Origin of the sequence: Nitrosomonas sp. (genome assembly GCF_022842015.1) — a bacterium.
Taxonomy (GTDB): domain Bacteria; phylum Pseudomonadota; class Gammaproteobacteria; order Burkholderiales; family Nitrosomonadaceae; genus Nitrosomonas.
Genome location: NZ_JALHQJ010000025.1, coordinates 17702 through 39871 on the forward strand (window position 1 = coordinate 17702; position 22170 = coordinate 39871).

The window sequence follows — 22170 nt, forward strand, 5'->3', positions numbered from 1 at the left end:
GAAAAGCTATCGAATTAAATATCAATTTCCAGAATTTTAAAAACTATTCTGGCAACTCATTCTCCACCAGCCTAACCCAATAGGCAACACCAAAGGGTAATATCTCGTCATTAAAATCGTAGTTGGGATTATGCAATAGACAGCCACCTTCAGAACTGCCATTCCCAATCCAGATATAGCAGCCTGGTTTTTGTTGCAGCATAAAAGCAAAATCCTCGGCGCCCATACTGGGAGTCGGTGCGGTATTAACGCAAACAGCACCGGCAACTTCAGTTGCAGCGCGAATCGCGCTGGCGGTCTCATCCGGGCTGTTGATCGTGACCGGATAACCGGAATTCTCAGGATTAAAAAAAACATCGGCGTGCACTCTGAAACCGTGTGCAACACTCTGAGCAAGATGGTTGATGCCTTGTTCCAGTTGCGCACGTACGGAATCTTTTAAGCAGCGAAACGTTCCTCGTATCACTGCCGAATCCGGCAGCGCATTCCAGGTGTTGCCGCCATGAATTTGGGTGACGCTGACCACTGCTGCATCGGCCGGATCGATCTGGCGGCTGACGATGGTTTGTAATTGGGTGATCAAATGCGCCGCAGCGACCAGCACATCGTTACCCAAATGTGGCATCGCAGCATGGGTGGCTTGACCGCAGAGACTGATTTCAAAGCAATCAAACGAAGCCATCATGGGCCCAGCTTTAACCGCGAAATGGCCGACTGGAATATCCGGAAAATTATGCATGCCGAAAACTCGCTGCGCCGGAAATTGTTCAAACAAGCCTTCGCTGATCATTTGATGGGCACCGGCCCGGCATTCTTCCGCCGGCTGAAAAATAAAATACACTGTCCCGTTAAAGCGACCGTGGCTGGCAAGATAATGCGCTGCACCGAGTAACATGGCGCTATGTCCGTCATGCCCGCAGGCATGCATTTTCCCGTTATGGCGGGATGCGTGTTCAAACCTGTTTTGCTCTTGGATAAAGAGCGCATCCATATCAGCGCGCAGTGCGATGCTGTCGCTACTGTTGCCCCGGCGCAGAATCCCGACAATGCCGGTTTTAGCCAAACCCTGATGCACTTTGATACCGGCTTGCTGTAGTTGCTCGGCAATTAACCGTGCCGTTGCGGTTTCTTCAAATGCGGTTTCAGGATATTGGTGTATCTGTCTGCGCCAGCGGCGCATGTCGGCTTGTAACGCTAGAATTGCCGGAGCAATGTTCATAGTTAATTTGTGTCGACAGTCGCAATATTGCGCGAAGAATCATACCGACCCTCAGTTTCATGATGAAATTGGGTAAGCCGCTTTTCTGATTGCTCATCACGTTGTTTTTCTAGCTGTAGCTTGGCGGAATTAATTTCCCATCGCTTGGAAGTGGAGATTTCCAGGAAATGCAGTATTTCTGAAATAATAAATTCAGGGTTTGTTTGCAAATCTTCATAATAGACTCGACAAGGACTTAATTTAAGCTTATCAAAATAAAGCTCAAATTGTGATTGCGCAAACTGAATCTCAGAAATCACCTCTATGATTTGTTCATTGCTAATACTCGCAGGCTCTGTTTTTCCATTGACACCACTATTCCAGTTACTTTTCCATTGCCCTGTTTGCATTGCCACCAGAAATGAAAGCGCTTGCGCGGCAACATCATTTCGTACGATGTAAATGAATTGAGGCTTGGGGATTATCTTGGAAATCACTTTTATACGTGACAAAAAATACAACTGATCCCAAGAAAGTTTAGTAGCAAACACTACATTTAACGTACTGTGGTTATTAGGCAAGTTACGTATAAAGTCATCAAAAGAATTTAATTTGCATATAGCGCAGTCTTCCAGAACTCGCTCTGCATTGAAAAATTCATCGGCCAATCCCATCAATCCTGTAGCATAGAGCAATTCAGCCAACCAATTGGAACCACAACGGTTTGTAAAACAGAGTATTACTTGTTTTTGTGCATTAATCTTGATTGATAAATCTCTGAAAAGAAGTTTATCTGCTTGACTGAAATACCTTAAAGTTTCAATTTCATGATGCTGAGCAATATACTCGATCGGAAATGGCCGCTCTCCTGGACGAATAAAATAATAAAGGGATTGTAAAAATGATAGCATCTTGCGTCGACTTATAGCACAGCACCATCAGCATTGCCAAGCTAGGCAGCTGATGGTCGGCTCAAAACGATCCAATTGTCAATAAATTGACAAATTATTGAAAGAAAGCATTTACAAAGAAATATTCGTGGAGTACAAAAGTTATAGGCTATAGCCTCAATATTCAGATCTGTTGGGGAAATTTAACAAAAATAGGAAGCTTACTATGCGGCAAATATGGATTCTAATTTTTCTTATATTATTTCTTTTGGCTGACTTAGTTAACGCGACTGAACAAACTCAGACAGAAGCGGCCTCCATGGCCAAAGAGAAAGCAGAAATACTTGAGAAAAAGGTGTCTGACAATGATAGCGAAACACCGCCCAAACCGGCTGAAATCATTACTAAACACCAAGTGCGAGCGGTCGATCCCAGCGGCGAAGAACCTTTGGAAGATGTGATAACCTGCTTGGCGCGCAGTATCTATTGGGAAGCGAATCGCACCGATGATGCAGAGATGGAGGCCATCGCCAGTGTAGTTATGAACCGACTGGGGCATGAAGGCTTTCCCAGCACTATCTGTAAAATCGTGAAACAAGGTCAAGAACAAGGCGCCTGCCAGTTTTCATGGTGGTGCGATGGTCGCTTGGATGATGCACAGGAAGAAGAGGCATACTCACGCGCAAAAGAAATTTCCCGTAAAGCTCTTAACCAGCAACTCCAGGATCCGACAGATGGCGCCATGTACTTCCATAACCGGAAAGTGACTCCAGATTGGTCTAGCGAATATATTAAAACAGCCAAAATCGGCGAGCATATCTTCTACAAACCGGCCGACGGCAAGGCCAAGTAGGGAGTAGTCAGTTGATTATTCAAGAACACTGCCACACGCTGCAGTGTATCTTTATTCACAACAATGCAAACTGATAATTCGTGCGAATTACGTACTTAATGAGCGAGTGAAATCGATTTAGCAAAATTCCATTCTTTGCAAGTACAATGCTGGCTCTCAAATAAGAAATCGAGAGCCAGTGCCAAGCTAAAAACATAACTAAGGAAACGAAGGCACCCTCGGTTCGGTTTGTTCGACTTCGACTTGCGGTAAATGTTGTTTAACTCGATCTTCAACTTCATTCACTCGGTCAGTTGGCACATCAACCAGAACCAGTAATTTACCGGCCTCAATCGCGTCCTCAAATTCCTTGGTTTGTCGATTGCCAACACTCATGCCAACCATGCCGCCAATCCATGAGCCCACTCCTGCGCCCGCCAGCGTGGTCGCCAATAAAACACCTCCAGCGATAACCGTTGATGCTGGTGGCAATGCAACTGCAACTAGCCCGGCAAGCAAGCCTGTTGCGCCACCTAATGCAACCCCTTGTTCTACGGCAGGAATGAAATCAGTTTTTTGCAAAAGATTAGCTTCCGGCAAATCTTCAAGTGGTGTGCCACGTTTTGCAAGCACATGGATATGCTTCTCCTCAATTTTTTCCAGAAGTAAATCCTCGACAATTTTCTTGGTAGTATCTATATCTGGAACTAGAAAGTATATACGACGCATAATTTCCTCCTTAGAGGTTATGGGTTCAAAAAGAAAGCGCAAAAACGCTCTTCAGACTAAAAAAATTTCTTTAATTCAACATTCATATAGTTTGGCATTTGCCCTTTATTCTGGTTTTGTTTTAATCGCATCAAGGTTCATTTAACTATACATAAGCATAATGTGTACATATTAGTTTTTTTCAAGCTTATTACTAGCAATAAGCTGATAAATTCATACAAATAGCCAATTTAAGTATAGAATAAAGCCATCAACCATCATTTGGAAATTGATATAAAGAGTGCTACAACAACATTTTTTCTTTAACAATTTCCCAGCAATAAGCAGATTGCTTATTCATTAATGTTGATTAGAGTGCTAATGTTTAATTTTGGGAGGTTATATGAAAAGAGTATTCTTATTTCTGGCATTGATGTTAAGTTCCTATAGTTACGCTCAAAGTGGACATGATCATCAAGAAGATATGCAAAAAGGGGGGGGGCGTCATGATGAAATGCACGGTGGCGGCCATCACGGAATGGGCGGGATGATGCATGGCGGTCATCACAAACTAGATAAAACTACGCTAAAACACTTTTTCGAACCGCTACCCGCGTCAATTATCGACGAAAAAAAGAATGCCGCACTTATTGCGCTAGGCAAGAAACTTTATTTGGATCCACGGCTTTCAGCAAATGACACGATCTCATGCAATTCCTGCCATCAACTGGATAACTTTGGTGTCGATAGTCAGCCCACATCGCCAGGTCATGAAGGAAAACGGGGTGGCAGAAATTCTCCAACCACGTTCAACGCCGCGCTTCATATTGCCCAATTTTGGGATGGACGTGCTAAAGATGTTGAAGAACAAGCGCTCGGCCCAATTCTGAACCCGATCGAAATGGGCATGCCAAAAGATGTTGATGTAGTCGACAAATTGAGAAAAATTGACGAATACAAGACTATGTTTGCAGAAGCCTTTAAAGGTGAGAAAGATCCGATTTTATATGTAAATATTGGCAAGGCTATTGGCGCATTCGAGCGCACGCTCTTAACGCCTTCGCGCTTTGATGATTTCCTCAAAGGCGATGAAAATGCATTGAATGACACTGAGAAAAGAGGTTTACAGAAATTCATCAGTATGGGATGTGCAAATTGCCACAACGGCGTAGCAATTGGTGGAAATTCATACAAAAAAATCGGTCTTGTCGTACCCTATGAAACCAAAGACTTAGGAAGATTTGAAATAACCGGACTCGAAACTGATAAAAAAGTATTTAAAGTACCCAGCCTACGGAATATTGCTAAGACCGGTCCTTATTTTCACGATGGTTCAGTTGCAACGTTGGAAGAAGCAATCGAAGAAATGGCAGAACATCAGCTTGGACAAAAGGTGGGACCAGGATTTGTTGGTGACGTCAAAGCTTTCCTGGAATCCTTAACCGGTAAAAACAAAAAATAAGCTTGAATAGTTAATGCTCCAGATAAAATGAGAGTTACAGAGTCACTCATTTAATCCACTTGATTATATGATCGGAGCAAATAGATAAACCAAAAGGGAGCCACGGCTCCCTTTCTTTTAGAGACGAAACTGAATACCAACTATCTGTTAAGTTCAATATCTTTTCTGTAACGCGCCATAAAACCCAATAAAGCTAAGCCAATCAGGATCATTGCATAAATTTCCGGTTCAGGTACAACACTGGTAAATGAAATCATATCCAATGAACCGCCATAGCTGTCACTCTTTCCAATGGCGCTGAATTTAAGCAAGCCATTGCCATCAAAATTGAATATTGTTGAATAATTTTGCCAGTTATGATGACTGCTCCCACTAACACCATTTAATACCGTTACAGGAGCTGAGCCATCCAGCGTGAATGACAAATCATTGGTGTTGCCAGTACCGGGACGAGCTGAGTACCAGAAACTGAGTTGGTATAGTCCAGGCGTCCCAATCAATACCTGCGATATCGAACTATTGGAATAAGTATCCAGCTCGATGAAATTCACCCCTTCAAAAGCAGTTCCAGCAACGTTATTGCGCAACTCGACGTTAGGGGCCCCGTTCCATCCGGTCAAGTTTTTATAGATATTCCATGTTCCATTGGACTGAAAATCCGCTTCGAAGCTACCATTTGCCACAAGTTCTACAGCTGCTGAAGCAAGCATCGGGGTTACGAGAAAGGCACCTATTACGTATTTATAAAATCTTTTCATTACAATCACCTGTCAAAGAAGAAAAATATAACCTGCTTCTTAACAACGAGTGGTTGTGCAAAAGCTTTAGCTCCCCAAAAAAGATGATTGTATTAAACTGAATACCCTAACTAGGGCTTAACAATTCATCGAAATCTTCAGCCTACATACTGACACTCAGGACAAATGCTATTTTTTATGGCATTTATTATTGGACTCATCAATCAGGCGCAGCACATGACTTAATTCTAATTTGAATAATGATGTAACTTCGATTATGCTATCTGTGGAAACAACAAATCAGAAAAATATAGGGGATTAAATGATTAAATTTTCACTATTGGCGGTTGCATTTGCGGCATTAACACTAACAGCATGTGAAGGTAAAAAAAGTCTTGATGGTTATCCTATGGATAAACCGCCTCCATCCGCGTATGCTCCTAGAGATTCTGAGCCTACTTTTGATGCAGCAGACACTCAAAAAACGAATAAAGAAGAATCAAGTAAAGACAAAGAGTAATGTAATGGGCGACTCACTGCTTCAACGGTATCAAAGCGCCGAAAGTAATAGTTGCATACACAACAGGTGTCCACTTAGCTAAGCACCAGTGAAGAGCGCCCGGCATGCAGACTGCATGCGATAAGCGTGATTGGAAGAAGGCCGGGGGCAATACACATCATTTGAGTAGAGAAAGTTACTCGGATTTAGACAGCCAAGTAACATCTTGAATTATTTATGCATCAGAATTTTTGCATAAAATGGCGGACAATAAATTACGAGTCGAAAGGATTGAGAATTTGCGGCTCTGAAAGAGTATCGGGGAATTCCTGTACGCTGCTCGGCTAAATGAGGAAAATAACAAAAATTGTGTATGTGTTCGATAAAATAATCTAAGTATTGTTGCGTGATGCACGCCTACTCTAACAGTAATTTTTTCTAAAAAAAATCTTAGAAACTAATGTAGCTCCGTTAGATTGTTAGCTTAAAACTTGCTTGAATGATTTACTAAATTCGTTATATACTGCAAAACTTACTTTAAGAAATTTTTATAAGGAAAATCAAATAATGAAATATACTTTGCTTTTAGCTGCATCTTTATTGATTTTAACATTAACTGCATGTGGCGGCAGACCTAGCCAAGCATTACCAGAACAAGAAAAAGAAAACTATGAGAAACTTATGCGTGGAGAGGAAATTGAATGTCCACACGGTCTTGATGGCAATGGCAATTGCGTAAAAGAAGGTGCCGATCCTCGTCCATATGGTGGCAGCAGCAAACCTGGACATTAAAATTTTACAAATAAAATAAGAAATTAACTAAATTTCTTACAGAACAAAAAAGAAGAACCGCCCTTAGTGGCGGTTTTTTTATTCTCTGAAGTAATCAATAAGCGTCTAGCCCTGTTATCGCGAATATTACGTGAGTACCGGACACAGATATATTTTGGGAGGTTGTACCTGAAATTCACAAATCAAGTAAGACTTGGCTGCAGAAGCCTACTCAAAAGAAGCGTACCTGCTCGTTTAAATGTAGGCGGATTCAAATTCGAAGTACACCCACCACCATTTAATCGGCCACCTTAAATATACTAGATTTTCCTTTAGGAGAATTTCTAGTGAAAGCCATTAAAACCTATTGAATATACTTGATTTTTTATCTATTGGCTAGATGTCAATTTCTGATCTGTTTTATAAGACATGCTAGTATTGCTATTATCTACAGTAAATTCTGAATATAATTCTGAATGGGTGCAGCAATAAGAATAAAACAATGTGCCAGAATTGAGCGTTGCGCACGGACCTCGGATAAATATAATCAAGAGTCATGTAATGCACAGAACCAGAAATCATGACAACATTGCAAGATAATTGTGGAATGAAGAACTATCATTGTTATATAAGTATTTCTTGTTCTTGACAGTAATGGTTAAACAAAATCAAGCAAAAGGGGAACCATCGTGAAGCAATCATTTGAATCATCAAAAAAACAGTTGCTATCTTCTATTTCAGCTTTGTTTCTTCTGACTGGAATTTCTGGTTGTACGCTGATTCCGGAAACTGATCCTGAACGTGGAGCGACTACTGTTACCCAAGATCCCTTTGGAGATAGTTATACAACGGTGAAATACCTTGATCAAGGCTGGGACATTGCCGATAGCCTGTGGTTTTATACCACCACGCAGGGATCAAATCTTATGCCTTATGATTTTTTTATGGCATTGGAACAGCCAAAAAAACCCGAGCTTTTCCGTACCGATGAAAACATGAACTCTTATCGTTACTTACCTCAGAAAGCTACTTCCAGTAATCCGGATGCATTGCCTGTCGGATGGGCAAAAGATAGTTACAGGGATAAAGAATACATAGGGTTGACTTGTGCTGCCTGTCACACCGGACAAATAAACTATAACGGTGTGGGCATTCGCATTGATGGCGGTCCGGCTAGTGCAGATATGGATAGCATTATGAAGGATATTACGAAAGCTATGCACCACACTCAAAGGGATAAGGAAAAAGAAGATCGATTTGTCAAGAATGTACTTGCGCTGGGTAACTACAAATCAGAGGCTGAAGTGCTTAGTGATCTGGAAAAATACAAACAGCGTCTCTCCAGCTATATAACTATTAATCGCAGTGTCGATGAGGACGGCAATAATATTCCCTATGGTTATGCACGACTGGATGCGTTTGGGCGCATATATAACCGTGTGCTGGAACACCTCGTAAATGATAGCGTATTAAAAGAACTATTGAGTGACGGTGGAGCAATGGGCAATACAGGCATGACAGAAGAAGAACTCAATAAAATCATGCAAAATGTGGATAAGATTATGACAGGCGATCAGCGCGATCATTTGGTTGCGCGTCTTACCAAAACACTCGAGTGGGAGCAATTAGGAAAATTGCGTCAAAAATTGTTTAACCCACCTAATGCGCCTGTCAGTTACCCTTTCTTGTGGGATATACCGCAACATGATTACGTGCAGTGGAACGGGTTAGCTTCCAATGCCGGGTTAGGTCCGCTTGGACGTAATACCGGAGAAGTTATCGGAGTTTTTGGCACGTTAGATTGGAAAGAAGAAAAAGGGTTTAGCATATCGACGCTTATCGGTGGGCAAGCCGCTGGAACCAAAAAGATTAGCTTTGATTCTTCCGTAAACGTACACAATCTAAGCAGAATTGAGTCACATCTAGATAAACTGCAATCCCCTGTATGGCCGGAAGAGATTCTGGGAAAACTAGACAAGGAACGTGTTTTCCGAGGCAAGTTATTGTTTAATCAATATTGTGAAAGCTGCCATGCCAGAATTGATCGCGCCGATCCTCAGCGTCGCATCATTGCGCATATGTCTAGAGTCAGTGATGTAGGGACTGATCCGGTTATGGCTAAGAACGGCAGGGAGTATCAGGGCTATTCGGGTATTTTGCGCAACCAGTATGTAAGCGTAGGTATTGGAGATATTTTACTTGATCAGAAAGCACCTGTTGCCGCATTGCTGACAAAGGCGACCTTAAATGTGGTAGCCACTCCTGATCCCGATAAATGGTTTCTCCGGCGCTGGGCCGATTGGCTTGTAGATATCGGCACAGCATTTGTCCGCAACAAAATCAATCCTTCGCTAAAACACGGTAATTATGATCCTGATACGACAGTTGATCCGTTTGCCTCATTAAACGCCTATAAGGCAAGATCATTAAATGGTATTTGGGCAACAGCGCCTTACCTCCACAACGGATCTGTGCCAACTCTCTATGATTTATTGCTACCCAAAAAACGCGAAGGCGACCCGGAAGATGGTGAATATCGGCCTGACGAATTCCAAGTGGGATCACGCGAATTTGATCCTGATAAAGTTGGCCTTAAAAGTGAGGGATACGACGGCTTTACCTTTGATACCCGTTTAAAGGGCAATAGTAATGCTGGGCACGAGTATTCATCCGGCGGAACGGCTCAATCTGATGGCAGCACTTTACCGAAGCTCAATAAAGAAGAGCGATTAGATTTGCTTGAATATCTTAAAACTCTGTAATTAGAATCTTCAGCTATCATTTATTAATGAACAGGGAGTGATGAAATGAATACAAATTATCTAGAGCGCTACGACGCTACCGCCGACGCAGAGAAATTTCCCTTAGTTCGCCGCTGGATGGATACGGAGCCTTTGCCTTTTTTTAAGGAATTGCGTGCCAAACGCCCCATCCTAGTGACACCCGACTGCACGCTGGTAACCCGCTTTGATGACGTCAGAGAAATACTGACCATGTACAAGGTTTTTACCGTCAAGCCATATGTCCCAAAAATGGATAATTATCTGATGGCACATGATGATGACGCACTGCATACGCGTGAAAAATCATTGATGCAGTTCATGCTGAATCGTGACGATTTACCGCGTGTACGCAATATGATTGCAGATATTGCCAAAGGGATTCTAAGCAATGCCAATGGACAGATTGAAGTGGTCAACAGTTTCTGCCGCATGGTTCCGGCAACATTGGTACAAAACTATTTTGGACTGACCGGGGCGAAAAGAGAAGATTTGATTGAATGGTCCTACTGGAATCAATATGATACTTTTCATAACCAACCTTTCGACTTAGTTCCGTCGGAACTCTCGCAACGTATTATTGATCGCCACAACGAAACTTCCAAGAAGCTAAGCGACTTTATCACTATGCTGATTGCAAAACGCCTTCTGGCAGTTAAGATTGAGAAGTTGACATTCTCAACGATCGTGAGATTGGAGGATGATATTGTTACTCGAATGTTGCGCACCAGTTTTGCAAAAGAACTGGATTTCGATATTAAACGGTTAGGTGTTAATGCGGGCGGATTACTGATTGGTGCCATTGAAACGACCGCTCAGGCTGTGGCGCAAGTACTACAATACCTTTTTCAGCATTCGGAATGGCTGGAAAAAGCAAAAACTACTGCACAGAAAGATGACCCCACTGAATTCGACGGAATTGTCTGGGAAGCCTTACGTTTTGTTCCGATCACCCCCTATTTATTCCGGACGACCGCATGCGATTATACTGCGGCAAAAGGTACCGACCATGAAACAGTATTACGGGCAGGCACTCATGTGCTGCCCGTAACGTTATCGGCTACATTCGATGAACGTGCCTTTGAGTCGCCGGAAGAATTTATCCCACAACGTAACTGGTATAACTATTTTCATTTTGGATTTGGTGCGCATCAATGCCTAGGACGTTATGTTGGTATGGTCATGATTCCTGAAATGATACGACAAGTATTTCTTCAGAAGAATATTGAGCCTAAAGGCAACATTGATTATAAATCTGGCCCGTTCCCGGAATCATATACGCTGTCATGGGTTACGCAGTGAAATTCTCAATTCCGATTTCGATATACGTTTATCAATCTGAATAAATCCGTTCAGATTAATATGAAGCAGAAATAATTAAAGTATTGGAACCGCTTAAATGGGATGATCAATTTCTCTTGACAATACGAAAGATAATTGCAGATAAATATATCAAAAAAAGTATTATAATTCTATGAGAAGTTTTAGAAGGAAGGATAAAGTCAAAATTTGACAGTGTTTTTGACAAACTCATAGCCATTCTCTCTGAATTATGTAAATATTCTAATAATCGTCTAAATTCAAGGAGCATTATGATTGAACCTGGACTCGGGGTGTTAACAAATCCCCTTGCTGGCAGTCACCTAGTTAAGGTGTGTCGAGATCGCGAGATCAAACTTGAAGCGGTTGCACATTACGTTGCTGAAGGTTTACGTAATGGTGAAGCGGTTACTGTTATCGCACGATCCAGACTGAGAAAATCCCTAATAGATTGCATGGGTACGTTGGATTTTGATACGCAGTCTTTACAAGATCAGGGCCAAATTAAATTTTTTGATGCAGAGTTTCTACTGTCAAGCATATCGCTTGATGGTGAAATTGATGCGGAAGCCTTCGAAAAATTTGTTGCGAATCCCATGAAAACCATAAAATTAAAATATGGCAAACTTCGTATCTTTGGTGAAATGGTTGATATTCTTTGGCAAAATGATTCACACGATATGGCCATTCAGCTTGAGGATTTATGGAATGATTTATTCAAAACATTTGAATTTTCACTGCTTTGCACCTACTCACTGAATCATATTGATCCTGATGCTTATGAGGAGGCTTTGGAGCGCATCTGTAGATGCCATACACATCACATACCTTTAGAAAATCCTGATTCATTTTCACATTCTGGAAGTACAGCCGTATTGGATTCTTTTGGACTTGCATGGAAGCAAGTAGTTGAGAAACTAACTGCTAATGACGATACAGTAACGCCCATGCCACCTGCGTAAAAACCAACTACTGGTGCTGTTCACATACCAGATTATAAACGCGCTTAATAAAATATAAAGCTTCTTAGGCGGCTCTACTAGTATCAATTATCCAACGAGAAGACTCATTCTTCACAACGCTGTAACATTCGCACGCATTGACTTCAAGTTTCTCTCTATCTTTAAGCTCTATCTGACCGCGGCTATATTCTATCATCCCATCCTGCTGCAATTTTTTTGCTATGACAGTAATGCTCTCACGGCGAACACCCAAAATATAAGCAATTAGCTCGTGGGTGATTGACAAATTAGTGGAATCACCACGGTCAAAACAGGAAAGCAGCCAAGTACTCAACTGCTGTTCTAAGGCGTGCCGTCGATTACACGCGGTAGCTTGTGAAATTTGCACAAAAAGCGTTTGGGCATAGCGTAATAGCAACTTCTTTAATGTTCCGGCGCGACGGCCTTCACTACGTGCCAAAGCGTTTTGTAACGCTCTGATAGAGATTCGATAAGCTTGACCTTCTATTTTGGTTATCGCTTGGGTTAACGTTTTAGCATTACCCATCACAACCGAAATTCCTAATATTCCTTCTTTGCCTACCATTGCCACTTCCACACACGAACCATCTTCCAGACAACATAGCAAAGATACCGTGCTTGAAATAGGAAAATAAGCATATTGCAATTTATCATTATCTTCGAAGACAACCTCAGAGTGTAACAATGTTACAAGTTCCAGATGAGGAACTAAACTCTCAATCTCACCCGCTGTCAACGCGCCAAGGATACTATTCTCTTTATAATCGGATGAAGTTATTGTCAGCATGATCTTTAATAGCCTAAATAGAAAACGAGAATGTCGGTTATTCTAAAACAATTTAATCAAAATCATAGCAATTGCCAATTCACAATATTATTCAATATTAATAATTGTGATCAGATATGAACAAACACTTTGTTAAGGACTGCTTAAAACTCTACTGATAATAACATACGCTCATATCTATTGGGTGACTTAAGGACAAGGATACGAGCAAATTGAGTGCTTCAGCACCTGGGCAATCAAAAGGAAGAAGCATCAACTATTGGAGAAATAGTAATTGTACGATTCCCGATAAAAAGAAACATAACATTAAAGTTATTTATCATTAGATTTAGCCATCTCTGACAAAGTAGTTAGTATCTGTTGCCGTAAACTCGGACTAGCACCGAGTACTATTCCAGAGATCAAAACCGTCAGAACAATGTCGCTAGGTTTAATATTAGACTTGCCAACAATATTACCTAACACGGATCCCAGCTGACCAACAGGATCATCAGAGGCCTGATCGGATACGTTGTCAATACCTTTAATTGGCGGATCCTCACCTTGTCGCGCAATAACCATTAATAACACTCCGGCAATGAATGCCACCCCGCCGCCAACAATCATTCCTGCTTGCCAGGGCGGAATTGTTTCTGCTAAGGACAAATACAAACCAGTAAGTACAAAAATCATGCCAACGATTATTGCCATTGAGGCCAGCCCCAACAGAGACAACATCACTGCCAAACTGACCGAACCTTTCCACAGTTTAGCCGTTTCAGCAGCAACGATCTCTGCAAGCAATTTTGGTAGCATTTAAACTCAGATAAAAGTTTTAACGTCTATTACTAAGTAACATACCGATCACAAAACCACTGCCAAATGCAATAAGCGCACTTGTTAGCGGCCGTTCTTCGATATACTTTTCCACATTCTCTCCTGTTTCTTTAGCCTGATTTTTAACAGTTTTCTCCGCATCATGCGCTAAATCAGAAACATTTTGACCCTGTTTTTCTGCCAGATCCTTCACTGAAGTCATGATCGATCCAATATCATTCCGTAGACTAGCAAAATCTTTTTTTATTTGATCCATTTCTTTACTAAATTCATCTGCTGCTGCCATGCCTTTACCTCCGTTTGAACTTAAGTTCGATAATTAATAATCAAATAACAAGAAATTGAACCTGTTCTTAGCCCATTATTTAATTAAAATGCTTTTAACAAAAATACTTCAAGCAATATCCAACTATAACAGCTTCATTTTACCTCTTGATACACCAAAGGCTATAGAAATATTTAACAGCCTACATATTGAACAAATAAATAATTGCCAATACGCTCACTGGTACCCCGAGTAACCATGCTAGAAAATATTTACCCATTTGAGTCTCCTTCTGATTTGTGAAAATTGTTTTGTTAACCTAATCGATTGCCAACATAACACGCAACCGCAATGACATGCTACCGCATGAATTCTTAACGGTATGTACGGCGCCGCACAAAAAGATATATGACGAGGAAATAGTTTATTGATCATTACAATCACAGGAACGACGTTAGAGAAATATCTCGTTTTCTCTAACAGATTGTTAAAAAATTTTTGCATTACGTTAGCTTGAGTAGCACAGATAAAATCACGAATCAATATGATATATCAACAAACAAATCATTAGTGTTGATGATTTGCTGGAGTATTTTTAATTGGAGATGTTGGCTGCGACGTCCATAGCCGCACGAGAGTTATACCTATGGCCAGAATGGGTGGGCCAATAAAAATACCGATAAAACCATAAGCTATAATACCACCCGATGCGCCCAAGACTACCAATAAAAAAGACAGATTACTTCCGCGGCTGATGAGATAAGGCCTGACAAAGTTGTCAATGCTACTGATCACCAAAACACCCCATAACACCATGAAAGCCGCCCACCCGTAAGATCCATCGTAGAGAAACCAAATACCGACACCGCCCCATATCAAGGATGGCCCCATGGGAATTACTGATAGAAAGAAAGTGGCAGCACCGAGCAGAAATGCGCTCGAGCCTGATAAGCCAGCGATGAGAAATCCGATCATGGCCGCAATAGCTTGCGCTAAAGCCGAACCAAAAATACCATACACAACTCCCGTAACGGTATTGTGAATTTGTACCAAAGGTTCTACGCCAAGACTACCATCCAGAAGTTTCGCAACACCATTATGCAGCATTTGTATCAGCACTTCGCCGTCTCGATAGAAGAAGAAACCGATAAATGCGGCAAAAACCATTTGCAGCAAGCTCTTACCAATTACATTACCCAGATTAAGGAGAAAATTCTTAATCGGCTCAAGTGATCCTGTGAGCAACATACCGACTTCTTTCCCTCCAGACATGAGTCCCTGCCAATAGCGGAGGAGCTGTTCGCCAATGAAGGGAGTGTCTTTCAGCCATGCAGGAGGTTCAATCGAACCTTGTTGCATGAACACTTTGACTGCGTCAATTATGGCAGTAACATTCTCTGCTAAACTAAAAGTAAGCAATGTTGATGGAATGATCACTAGCATTATCATCCCCGCTATCATCAGTAGTGATGCCAGCGTAGTGTTCCCCCTCAATGCTTTGCGCAACTGCAGATAAACCGGCCAAGTCGATATACATACCACCATCGCGAACACGATCGCGGGAATAAACGGATGGAGAATTTGGTAACAACCAATGAGCAGGATAGCAATTACAGCTAATCGGGCAAATTGCAGGACATACTCTTTAGTGCTCATCCTAGACTCTCCTGGGCTTACGCCCATGTTACTATTTGCCACTGTAACCTCCGGTCCACAATAAAACCATAGCATCAAGAAGTACAAACGAATTCGTCATCATCTGCAATAATTCCTGATTTTAAAAACTCTCATTCCCTGTTGGTTCGATAGATTTGACGCCGTTCATGTCGTGCCTAAGATTAGCAATGGACGTATAAACGACTTTCCGGATTCGATTGATGCCACCGAGCGGGCGATGTTCAGGTACAGTATGCCAAGGTGTGTACGAAATATTTTCGCAGAATTTACGCTGCTCCGGCTTATCAAAAGCCTGCTGAGGAATCGTGATAGTTGCGACCTGAAAAAAAGGTGACACGCTTTCCTCCCACTCACTTGTGGCCATCTCGACACTAAGCTTATCCTCCTCTACTGAACCGGCATCTCGCGTCTGAATCAAAAATTCGAAACAAGCATCATTGGTGCTGAGATGTTGTTTCATTGCCGTGCGCAGGTAATTGGAATCCTGAAACTGAGCTTCATTGGGAACGTTATCCACCTGACTACAAGGTTTGGCTGAATATTTCATTGCACGGCGGTCCGATCCTGAGCCAAGTTGATAAGGCACTGCCGACCAGTAACGCGTATAGAGTGGATTGGCAATCTTTTTACTGTTGATCTTTACTGCAATAATTGATCCCTCAATGCCAAGCGAGAGAGGTGCAGACAATTGACGCAAAAGATTTGAGCTGCTGAGCGACTGAATGAGGCTTAAATATTTTTGCGGATCATTGATGAAAAATACAGGATGAGTAATCATTAAGAAATCTTGTGTGCTGCTCTCATCCGACAGAAGTTTTTCTCCGGGGATTCCCATCAATTTTATTGACATACCGCGCCCATCACCTTCTTTGTCTTCACGAGATGGATCGCTGTCGCTATTTGAAAAACGAATCCAGGCCTTATAATGTGCGCCGGCCTGGAAGACACCGCGCTGATGTTCGTCCTGAAGCGTTTCATTAACTCTAAAATCCGCCAGCACACAGCCGTGCGCTTTGGAATGAACATGACGAAGCGCAGGAAGATTATTTGAATAACGCGACCTGATCGTTTGCTCAATGCTCTCCTTAATAGCCAGCGTTGCAGCTTGTTCATCTGGCCAGAGCGACTCACCAAGCTCTGCGTCATATTCGATATCACTGCCTGGTGCCAATTGATTGCTGGTAAGCGTTGTCTCCGCCACCAAGCTTTCCGATGGAGCATTGCAAGCAGTGAGAAGCATTAAAGATGATAGAAATACCGCAAGATTTAGAAAGAATGAGTGGAAAGGCAATGAATGCATAACAGCCTCATATAAAAATAGAATGGTTGCTCGAACTAACTGAGATTTATTGGCCTGCAATCACCTAGCATTATTCAGGCATGAAGCAAAATAATTTTTGACTGGCTAAAAGTATTACAGGAATCAGTTGTCTGGTATGTACGATGTCACACAAATAGTAACTAGCAGTGAATCACCACGCTAATCTGTCTGCTATTCAGAAATTTTTTTGTACAGCTTGATTGGCTCGGCTCGTTTTTTTCGCATGCGAAGATTGAGCATCTCTACTGTAACGGAAAAAGCCATCGCAAAATAAATGTAGCCCTTCGGCACATGTACGCCAAACCCTTCCACCATGAGTGTAACACCCACCAAAATAAGAAAAGAAAGCGCCAGTATTTTGATCGTAGGATGCTCATCCACAAAATCACCAATCGTTTTTGCCGCCACTAGCATCACCATTACTGCCAAAATGATGGCAATCGCCATGAGAGAAACTTCATCAACCAATCCCACTGCCGTAATGACTGAATCCAGTGAAAATACAATATCCAAAATTGCAATTTGAAGCAAAACCATCCCTATGCTGGAAACCACCACATTAGGTCCCTGCTCCTCCACTCCTTCCAAACTATTGTGGATCTCATGTGTCGCTTTGGCAATTAGAAACAAACCGCCCCCGACCAGAATCACGTCACGCCCTGAAATCGCATAAGCAAACACCGTAACCCATGGTTCGGTTAATCCCATGACCCAGGAAATTGAAAATAGCAATGCTAAGCGCGCTATCATGGCAAGACCGAGCCCCATTCTTCTGGCAAAAGCTCGCTGCTTCTCAGGAAGCCGTCCAACAAGAATGGAGATAAAGATAATGTTGTCGATTCCCAGAACAATTTCTAAAGCGGTTAGTGTACCTAACGCGATCCAAGCTTCAGGACTTGCCAGCCATTCAAACACAAGATCTCCTATCTCTTTCTTTTATTGTTCATGGAGGCACAAGATCGATGAGAGTGGATTTTTCATATATGTCAGCTTCCTTCGACTGACAACCAAAGCCAGCGTATCAAAAGAAAACCTAACATACCGATAAAAACTACCCCGCTAAATACCACAAGCCCCATTATTGCAACAAAAAAACGACTGTGCGTTACTGTTTTTTCTGGTTGCTCGAGATATTCATTAAGCAGCTCAACATTACGTTGATTAGCTTTCCACATGAAATCTGAAACATCTCCTAAAACAGGAATTATTCCCAAAATTGCATCTAATCCAATATTGAAAGCCATCTTCAGAAGAATTGACTTGGGGACACCCATTTGAGCGGCCTGTGTCAGAATGTGACTGGAAATTACCGCCCCTGCAGCATCCCCGATTCCGGGAATCAATCCAATCAGGCCATCCAGACCGAATCGTATTTGCGTTCCTGGAATGCGGAAAGTGCTGTCTAATAGCCATGCTAATCGATTCAGCTTATCTTTTGATTGCTCAATTTCAATTTTATTCATTTTATCTTATGGTTAAAACATGAAAAATAGTAAGCGATAAAATTTCCTGTGATAAACTTGAATCAACATGGAGCTATTATTTATTGTTAATAACGATCAGTGGCATCTTCAATCTTATCACCAGCATCCTCAATAGCACCACTCACTGTATCTTTGGTATTTTCCACACCGCGGTCTATTTTTTCACCTGCTTGCTCGGCAGGGCCTTGTTTTTCACAGCCTGCAAGCATTAAGGATGCCGCAATCAGGAAAGCTGATAAAATTATTTTGTTCATGTAATACACCTCATATAAAGTTAATTTACTTGTTGCTTTAAAAAAATTACTGTAAAAGTCTTTTCCAGAGACTTCTGCAAAAATATCACTTAAATCTGGAAGCAGCCGATTTCAGCGCACCACTCAGAGAATCCCACGCACTCTCAGCACCAGCCTTGAGGTCTTCCCAGGCATCCTCACTGGCTTCCTTAAGTTCAGAAAGCTTCCCGTCTAAGTTTGCTTGCTTGGATTTTAACTCTTCAATTTGTTTGTAATATTCAATTTGCGCATTAGCTTCTGCTTTATCTGCCTTTGCCTTGAGTTTATCGATCTCTGCAGCACATTCATCCAACTGCGCCTGCAGTTTCTTTTCGTAGGCTTCTTTCATGCTCATGATTATCCCCTATTTTGTATGTTCTATACTGAGCTTGTGTTGAGTTCAGCTCGAATCTAAATTGATAGTTATCAATTTAGATTCGAGTTTAAGTCTGGGCTGGTTGCATTGCAACCATAGAATTAATAACCATCCCTGACTTTATCTGCACGATCTTCTATTCTATCGGCTTGATCTTCGGCTGACCCTCTAAGCTGATCCGCGCGATCCTCCATTCTGTCGGCTTGATTCTCGCGCAACTCTTCCATTTCTTCTTTTGCATCTTCATCGGCTTCTCTTATCTGATCGGCTTTATCTTCCAATCTGTCAGCCCGCGTTTCTGCATCATCCATTCTTTGAACTGCACTTTGCGAATAACCCTGGGGCGAAACAATAACCAATAGAAAAGCGCTTAAAGCCAAAATTGTTTTGATTAAATTATTCATCTCAAATCTCCATCTTATAAGAATGCTGTTTCAATTATGTTTGCAAAAATCATCAACTTGCTTTTCTGCTTCTTCTTTGGCAATGCCGTATCTTTCCTGGATTCTGCCAACCAACTCTTCACGCTTTCCTTCGATAATATCCAAATCATCATTAGTTAACTCGCCCCATTGCTGCTGCGCTTTGCCTTTAACTTGTGCCCAGTTTCCTTTGATTTGATCCCAATTCATAATAAAACTCCTTTTATTAAAATTATGCTAAATGCATTTACAAAATTAGTACTTTAAATTGCTTATATAAAAAATTATATTTTCATCCACCGATTTATCACAATTTCAAAGTCATACAGGCGGCGGACGTCGGCCTAGTACCCAGAATACAATCGCTAAAATAACGCCGATAACAAATAAAATCCAAGCCATTTCCATAGCCATGCCTGCGACACCAGTAATGCCTAGTAGGGCTGCAATTATTGCTATGACTAAGAAAGTAATCGCCAAATTTATCATAAGGTTTCTCCTTGTTTATGATTCCAGATTAGTACATTAACTCAGCACATCAACCTAGAAATGTATGTTCAGAAGTATTGGTACTCCTGACCGATTGTGTCACGCACTTGAAGCGTTACATAGGTCATACTACAGTAGGAGTTTTCACTGGTATGTGCGATCACACACAAAGCGCTAAGTTATACAAAACTCTCTGATCGACTCTGAGATCAGCTTCGGTTCATTGTCATTCAGAGTAAACTACAAACAAAAACGATGATGAGAAAAATGATCCCACTGAAAACAGCTCTGGAAAACGAGGCGGAATATCGGAAATAAATATCCAAATAAAGCACCCCGCCGCAAGCAGCGGGGTATTAACCGCGCTCTTCAACCTGCTGGTTTTCAACCAGCTTTCGCCCCAAGGGGCGGGGAATTTAACCCGAAGAGATTAAAGAAAAGGTTTGCGAAGTGCTGGAGGATCTCTAAGCTAGCAGATTTGGTTGCGAGAAGATGTTGCTGTTATTAATACAGCGCTCTGATAGCTGATGAGGTAAATTACTCGAGTATTTAATTTTCCCGATTACAGAGCTAATAAAACCTTAGCCCTGTAATCGGAGCGGTGTTTAACTAACTCAGTTAGTCACATTTTTTGCAAAAATCATCAACTTGTTTTTCAGCTTCCTCTTTTGCAATTCCATATCTTTCTTGAACTTTACCCACGAATTCCTCGCGCCTGCCTTCGATTACGTCCAGGTCATCATTAGTTAATTTACCCCATTGTTGTTGCGCTTTACCTTTAACTTGCGTCCAATTTCCTTTGATTTGATCCCAGTTCATAATTAATTCTCCTTAGTAAGTTTTGAATTTCATTAATGTGATGATCAGAACATTGAACTATTTTCCTCATCATCATTTTTTAAATTATCTGTTGAAAAAGAATCTGTATGTACGATAGCCAACATTTAAAAATTTCTTTATTCGAATCTAACTAAGCAATGTGACTTTTTTGAAAATACCAACGCATAAATTTTGCCTGTTTGTGAGGTGGCGCACAGACGGAGAGAAAAATTCAACGCACTATAAAAATCCTATTAATCAAAAAGGAGCAATATTATGATTCAAGGAAAAAAATCAACCCTGGCGCTTATTATTAGTGCGGCATTTTTATTAACAAGCATGCATGTATTTGCTGATTATTCTCAAACTCAAAATAAAATTGATGATAAAGAGAATTCACCTAAGCAAGTACAACCCCATTCTTCATCCAGCAAGAAAGATGATGGTAATAAAGAACATCAAAGCTCTTCCGAAAAACGGGATGTTACATCAGGGGGGCCGCGCGAGGATGGCGCACGTGAGACTACCTTAGGAAAGCCAAGTGAAGAAGGTACTAAGAAAGGCGCTTATTAGTCAAAACTAAAACAAAATAAGTGACTTCTATATTATGAAGGTGCTCAACGTCCTCGCTGTCGTTGAGCACCTTTTATATTCATAAAATGATATCAGCACTCGCGAACCACGAACCGCAGCCCTCCATGAATCTAATTGAGGCGTGTCTTTAATTAGCATTTTCTTTCGCTTCCTACCTGAATCAACAGATCTACGACAAGATTTCATACACTGCTCGCATAAATGCCATTGCTTTACATCAAAAGACCCTTCCACACACCAGCACTAAAAAATTATCCTATCCAAAAATGACTCGCTCCGTTTACTGACAACAAACGTTCTTATTGCTGATTTGAAATGCTAGCCAAATAAATTGGGGACTGCATACGCAAATCACAGCTGACAAAAAAGCTGATAGAGTTATAGCATGTCGTTCTAAAGTGTTCGGAAAGGATTAAATGAAAAAAAGCACATCAGGATTTCCAGATATAAATTTCCGAAAAATTTTCAACACAAGCCTTGATGCTATTTTTATGGCTATGTAACAATTAATTATTGAATTGTTTGTCCAACGTGCATTGAGATATAGAAGTGTGCACAATGAAATCAACGGAATTCAAAGCATGGATGGAATTGATTGAACGCATGAGTCGTAATCAGCGAGACAAACTCCGAAAAAGGTTGGAAGGAAAAGAGAATACTGATGAAGT

General features: G+C 41.4%; 25 protein-coding genes and 1 pseudogene. 9 read left to right on the forward strand and 17 right to left on the reverse strand.

What is annotated here, in order from left to right; translation table 11 throughout:
- Positions 1-43: 43 nt before the first annotated feature.
- The gene (locus Q0C11_RS06350; RefSeq protein ID WP_293006727.1) at positions 44-1219 is read right to left on the reverse strand and encodes a M20 aminoacylase family protein; all 1176 of its coding nucleotides are present in this window, start codon (positions 1217-1219) and stop codon (positions 44-46) included.
- 2 nt (positions 1220-1221) lie between these two features.
- Entirely contained in the window at positions 1222-2109 is an 888-nt protein-coding gene (locus tag Q0C11_RS06355; protein WP_293006728.1) for a Stf0 family sulfotransferase, read from the reverse strand.
- A gap of 205 nt (positions 2110-2314) precedes the next feature.
- Here Q0C11_RS06355 and Q0C11_RS06360 point away from each other — a divergent pair, with 205 nt between their 5' ends.
- The gene (locus tag Q0C11_RS06360) at positions 2315-2941 is read left to right on the forward strand and encodes a cell wall hydrolase (protein ID WP_293006729.1); all 627 of its coding nucleotides are present in this window, start codon (positions 2315-2317) and stop codon (positions 2939-2941) included.
- Positions 2942-3139: 198 nt separating this feature from the next.
- Here Q0C11_RS06360 and Q0C11_RS06365 read toward each other — a convergent pair whose 3' ends face one another.
- On the reverse strand, positions 3140-3649 hold the full coding sequence (locus Q0C11_RS06365; RefSeq protein WP_293006730.1) for a DUF1269 domain-containing protein: 510 nt from the start codon (positions 3647-3649) through the stop codon (positions 3140-3142).
- A gap of 382 nt (positions 3650-4031) precedes the next feature.
- On the opposite strand from Q0C11_RS06365, the gene Q0C11_RS06370 reads away from it, so the two are divergent.
- The gene (locus Q0C11_RS06370; protein WP_293006731.1) at positions 4032-5090 is read left to right on the forward strand and encodes a cytochrome-c peroxidase; all 1059 of its coding nucleotides are present in this window, start codon (positions 4032-4034) and stop codon (positions 5088-5090) included.
- A 140-nt stretch (positions 5091-5230) separates the two neighbouring features.
- Here the strand turns inward: Q0C11_RS06370 and Q0C11_RS06375 are convergent, their stop codons facing one another.
- Positions 5231-5848, reverse strand: coding sequence for a PEP-CTERM sorting domain-containing protein (locus tag Q0C11_RS06375; protein ID WP_293006732.1), 618 nt, complete (start codon positions 5846-5848; stop codon positions 5231-5233).
- A gap of 301 nt (positions 5849-6149) precedes the next feature.
- Here Q0C11_RS06375 and Q0C11_RS06380 point away from each other — a divergent pair, with 301 nt between their 5' ends.
- The 5 genes from Q0C11_RS06380 (at position 6150) to Q0C11_RS06400 (ending at position 12159) form a co-directional block, all read left to right on the forward strand.
- Positions 6150-6347, forward strand: coding sequence for a hypothetical protein (locus tag Q0C11_RS06380; protein ID WP_293006733.1), 198 nt, complete (start codon positions 6150-6152; stop codon positions 6345-6347).
- 474 nt (positions 6348-6821) lie between these two features.
- Complete coding sequence (locus tag Q0C11_RS06385; protein ID WP_293006734.1) at positions 6822-7118, forward strand: hypothetical protein; 297 nt, start codon at positions 6822-6824, stop codon at positions 7116-7118.
- Positions 7119-7786: 668 nt separating this feature from the next.
- On the forward strand, positions 7787-9859 hold the full coding sequence (locus Q0C11_RS06390; RefSeq protein WP_293006735.1) for a di-heme-cytochrome C peroxidase: 2073 nt from the start codon (positions 7787-7789) through the stop codon (positions 9857-9859).
- Positions 9860-9904: 45 nt separating this feature from the next.
- Entirely contained in the window at positions 9905-11179 is a 1275-nt protein-coding gene (locus tag Q0C11_RS06395) for a cytochrome P450 (protein ID WP_293006736.1), read from the forward strand.
- 290 nt (positions 11180-11469) lie between these two features.
- On the forward strand, positions 11470-12159 hold the full coding sequence (locus Q0C11_RS06400) for an MEDS domain-containing protein (protein ID WP_293006737.1): 690 nt from the start codon (positions 11470-11472) through the stop codon (positions 12157-12159).
- Positions 12160-12223: 64 nt separating this feature from the next.
- Here the strand turns inward: Q0C11_RS06400 and Q0C11_RS06405 are convergent, their stop codons facing one another.
- From Q0C11_RS06405 to Q0C11_RS06465, 13 genes are all read right to left on the reverse strand, one after another.
- Positions 12224-12967, reverse strand: coding sequence for a Crp/Fnr family transcriptional regulator (locus Q0C11_RS06405; RefSeq protein WP_293006738.1), 744 nt, complete (start codon positions 12965-12967; stop codon positions 12224-12226).
- A gap of 312 nt (positions 12968-13279) precedes the next feature.
- Positions 13280-13762 (reverse strand): phage holin family protein, encoded by a 483-nt coding sequence (locus Q0C11_RS06410; RefSeq protein ID WP_293006739.1) that lies wholly within the window; start codon positions 13760-13762, stop codon positions 13280-13282.
- A 19-nt stretch (positions 13763-13781) separates the two neighbouring features.
- Positions 13782-14069, reverse strand: a complete 288-nt coding sequence (locus Q0C11_RS06415) for a DUF883 domain-containing protein (protein ID WP_293006740.1) — start codon at positions 14067-14069, stop codon at positions 13782-13784.
- 546 nt (positions 14070-14615) lie between these two features.
- Positions 14616-15704, reverse strand: coding sequence for an AI-2E family transporter (locus Q0C11_RS06420; RefSeq protein WP_293006741.1), 1089 nt, complete (start codon positions 15702-15704; stop codon positions 14616-14618).
- A 121-nt stretch (positions 15705-15825) separates the two neighbouring features.
- Complete coding sequence (locus Q0C11_RS06425; RefSeq protein WP_293006742.1) at positions 15826-17025, reverse strand: catalase family protein; 1200 nt, start codon at positions 17023-17025, stop codon at positions 15826-15828.
- A 192-nt stretch (positions 17026-17217) separates the two neighbouring features.
- Complete coding sequence (locus tag Q0C11_RS06430) at positions 17218-17961, reverse strand: TerC family protein (protein WP_293006743.1); 744 nt, start codon at positions 17959-17961, stop codon at positions 17218-17220.
- A gap of 71 nt (positions 17962-18032) precedes the next feature.
- On the reverse strand, positions 18033-18509 hold the full coding sequence (locus tag Q0C11_RS06435) for a DUF4112 domain-containing protein (RefSeq protein WP_293006744.1): 477 nt from the start codon (positions 18507-18509) through the stop codon (positions 18033-18035).
- Between the two features lie 86 nt (positions 18510-18595).
- A complete protein-coding gene (locus Q0C11_RS06440; RefSeq protein WP_293006745.1) occupies positions 18596-18784 on the reverse strand; it encodes a hypothetical protein in 189 nt (62 codons plus the stop codon).
- An 85-nt stretch (positions 18785-18869) separates the two neighbouring features.
- A complete protein-coding gene (locus Q0C11_RS06445; protein WP_293006746.1) occupies positions 18870-19157 on the reverse strand; it encodes a coiled coil domain-containing protein in 288 nt (95 codons plus the stop codon).
- Between the two features lie 122 nt (positions 19158-19279).
- Positions 19280-19582 carry a hypothetical protein gene (locus Q0C11_RS06450; RefSeq protein WP_293006747.1) on the reverse strand — a complete coding sequence of 101 codons (303 nt, stop codon included), beginning with the start codon at positions 19580-19582 and terminating at the stop codon, positions 19280-19282.
- Between the two features lie 30 nt (positions 19583-19612).
- A complete protein-coding gene (locus Q0C11_RS06455) occupies positions 19613-19810 on the reverse strand; it encodes a CsbD family protein (protein WP_293006748.1) in 198 nt (65 codons plus the stop codon).
- Positions 19811-19921: 111 nt separating this feature from the next.
- Positions 19922-20089, reverse strand: coding sequence for a DUF1328 domain-containing protein (locus Q0C11_RS06460; RefSeq protein WP_292921252.1), 168 nt, complete (start codon positions 20087-20089; stop codon positions 19922-19924).
- A gap of 618 nt (positions 20090-20707) precedes the next feature.
- Entirely contained in the window at positions 20708-20908 is a 201-nt protein-coding gene (locus tag Q0C11_RS06465; RefSeq protein ID WP_292921253.1) for a CsbD family protein, read from the reverse strand.
- A gap of 276 nt (positions 20909-21184) precedes the next feature.
- Here Q0C11_RS06465 and Q0C11_RS06470 point away from each other — a divergent pair, with 276 nt between their 5' ends.
- Together Q0C11_RS06470 and Q0C11_RS06475 are read left to right on the forward strand one after the other, a co-directional pair.
- Complete coding sequence (locus Q0C11_RS06470; protein ID WP_293006749.1) at positions 21185-21481, forward strand: hypothetical protein; 297 nt, start codon at positions 21185-21187, stop codon at positions 21479-21481.
- Between the two features lie 579 nt (positions 21482-22060).
- Positions 22061-22170, forward strand: a pseudogene (locus tag Q0C11_RS06475) (IS1595 family transposase); the annotation flags it as partial.

What these genes read in the sequence shown, in the direction of transcription:
- Q0C11_RS06370 (WP_293006731.1), top strand. Translation starts at nt 4,032, where the DNA reads ATGAAAAGAGTATTCTTATTTCTGGCATTGATGTTAAGTTCCTATAGT.
- Q0C11_RS06455 (WP_293006748.1), bottom strand. Translation starts at nt 19,810, where the DNA reads ATGAATTGGGATCAAATCAAAGGAAACTGGGCACAAGTTAAAGGCAAA.
- Q0C11_RS06355 (WP_293006728.1), bottom strand. Translation starts at nt 2,109, where the DNA reads ATGCTATCATTTTTACAATCCCTTTATTATTTTATTCGTCCAGGAGAG.
- Q0C11_RS06350 (WP_293006727.1), bottom strand. Translation starts at nt 1,219, where the DNA reads ATGAACATTGCTCCGGCAATTCTAGCGTTACAAGCCGACATGCGCCGC.
- Q0C11_RS06465 (WP_292921253.1), bottom strand. Translation starts at nt 20,908, where the DNA reads ATGAACTGGGATCAAATCAAAGGAAATTGGACGCAAGTTAAAGGTAAA.
- Q0C11_RS06410 (WP_293006739.1), bottom strand. Translation starts at nt 13,762, where the DNA reads ATGCTACCAAAATTGCTTGCAGAGATCGTTGCTGCTGAAACGGCTAAA.
- Q0C11_RS06435 (WP_293006744.1), bottom strand. Translation starts at nt 18,509, where the DNA reads ATGAATAAAATTGAAATTGAGCAATCAAAAGATAAGCTGAATCGATTA.
- Q0C11_RS06365 (WP_293006730.1), bottom strand. Translation starts at nt 3,649, where the DNA reads ATGCGTCGTATATACTTTCTAGTTCCAGATATAGATACTACCAAGAAA.
- Q0C11_RS06420 (WP_293006741.1), bottom strand. Translation starts at nt 15,704, where the DNA reads ATGAGCACTAAAGAGTATGTCCTGCAATTTGCCCGATTAGCTGTAATT.
- Q0C11_RS06450 (WP_293006747.1), bottom strand. Translation starts at nt 19,582, where the DNA reads ATGAATAATTTAATCAAAACAATTTTGGCTTTAAGCGCTTTTCTATTG.
- Q0C11_RS06375 (WP_293006732.1), bottom strand. Translation starts at nt 5,848, where the DNA reads ATGAAAAGATTTTATAAATACGTAATAGGTGCCTTTCTCGTAACCCCG.
- Q0C11_RS06440 (WP_293006745.1), bottom strand. Translation starts at nt 18,784, where the DNA reads ATGAACAAAATAATTTTATCAGCTTTCCTGATTGCGGCATCCTTAATG.
- Q0C11_RS06380 (WP_293006733.1), top strand. Translation starts at nt 6,150, where the DNA reads ATGATTAAATTTTCACTATTGGCGGTTGCATTTGCGGCATTAACACTA.
- Q0C11_RS06395 (WP_293006736.1), top strand. Translation starts at nt 9,905, where the DNA reads ATGAATACAAATTATCTAGAGCGCTACGACGCTACCGCCGACGCAGAG.
- Q0C11_RS06400 (WP_293006737.1), top strand. Translation starts at nt 11,470, where the DNA reads ATGATTGAACCTGGACTCGGGGTGTTAACAAATCCCCTTGCTGGCAGT.
- Q0C11_RS06425 (WP_293006742.1), bottom strand. Translation starts at nt 17,025, where the DNA reads ATGCATTCATTGCCTTTCCACTCATTCTTTCTAAATCTTGCGGTATTT.
- Q0C11_RS06415 (WP_293006740.1), bottom strand. Translation starts at nt 14,069, where the DNA reads ATGGCAGCAGCAGATGAATTTAGTAAAGAAATGGATCAAATAAAAAAA.
- Q0C11_RS06360 (WP_293006729.1), top strand. Translation starts at nt 2,315, where the DNA reads ATGCGGCAAATATGGATTCTAATTTTTCTTATATTATTTCTTTTGGCT.
- Q0C11_RS06470 (WP_293006749.1), top strand. Translation starts at nt 21,185, where the DNA reads ATGATTCAAGGAAAAAAATCAACCCTGGCGCTTATTATTAGTGCGGCA.
- Q0C11_RS06405 (WP_293006738.1), bottom strand. Translation starts at nt 12,967, where the DNA reads ATGCTGACAATAACTTCATCCGATTATAAAGAGAATAGTATCCTTGGC.
- Q0C11_RS06445 (WP_293006746.1), bottom strand. Translation starts at nt 19,157, where the DNA reads ATGAGCATGAAAGAAGCCTACGAAAAGAAACTGCAGGCGCAGTTGGAT.
- Q0C11_RS06460 (WP_292921252.1), bottom strand. Translation starts at nt 20,089, where the DNA reads ATGATAAATTTGGCGATTACTTTCTTAGTCATAGCAATAATTGCAGCC.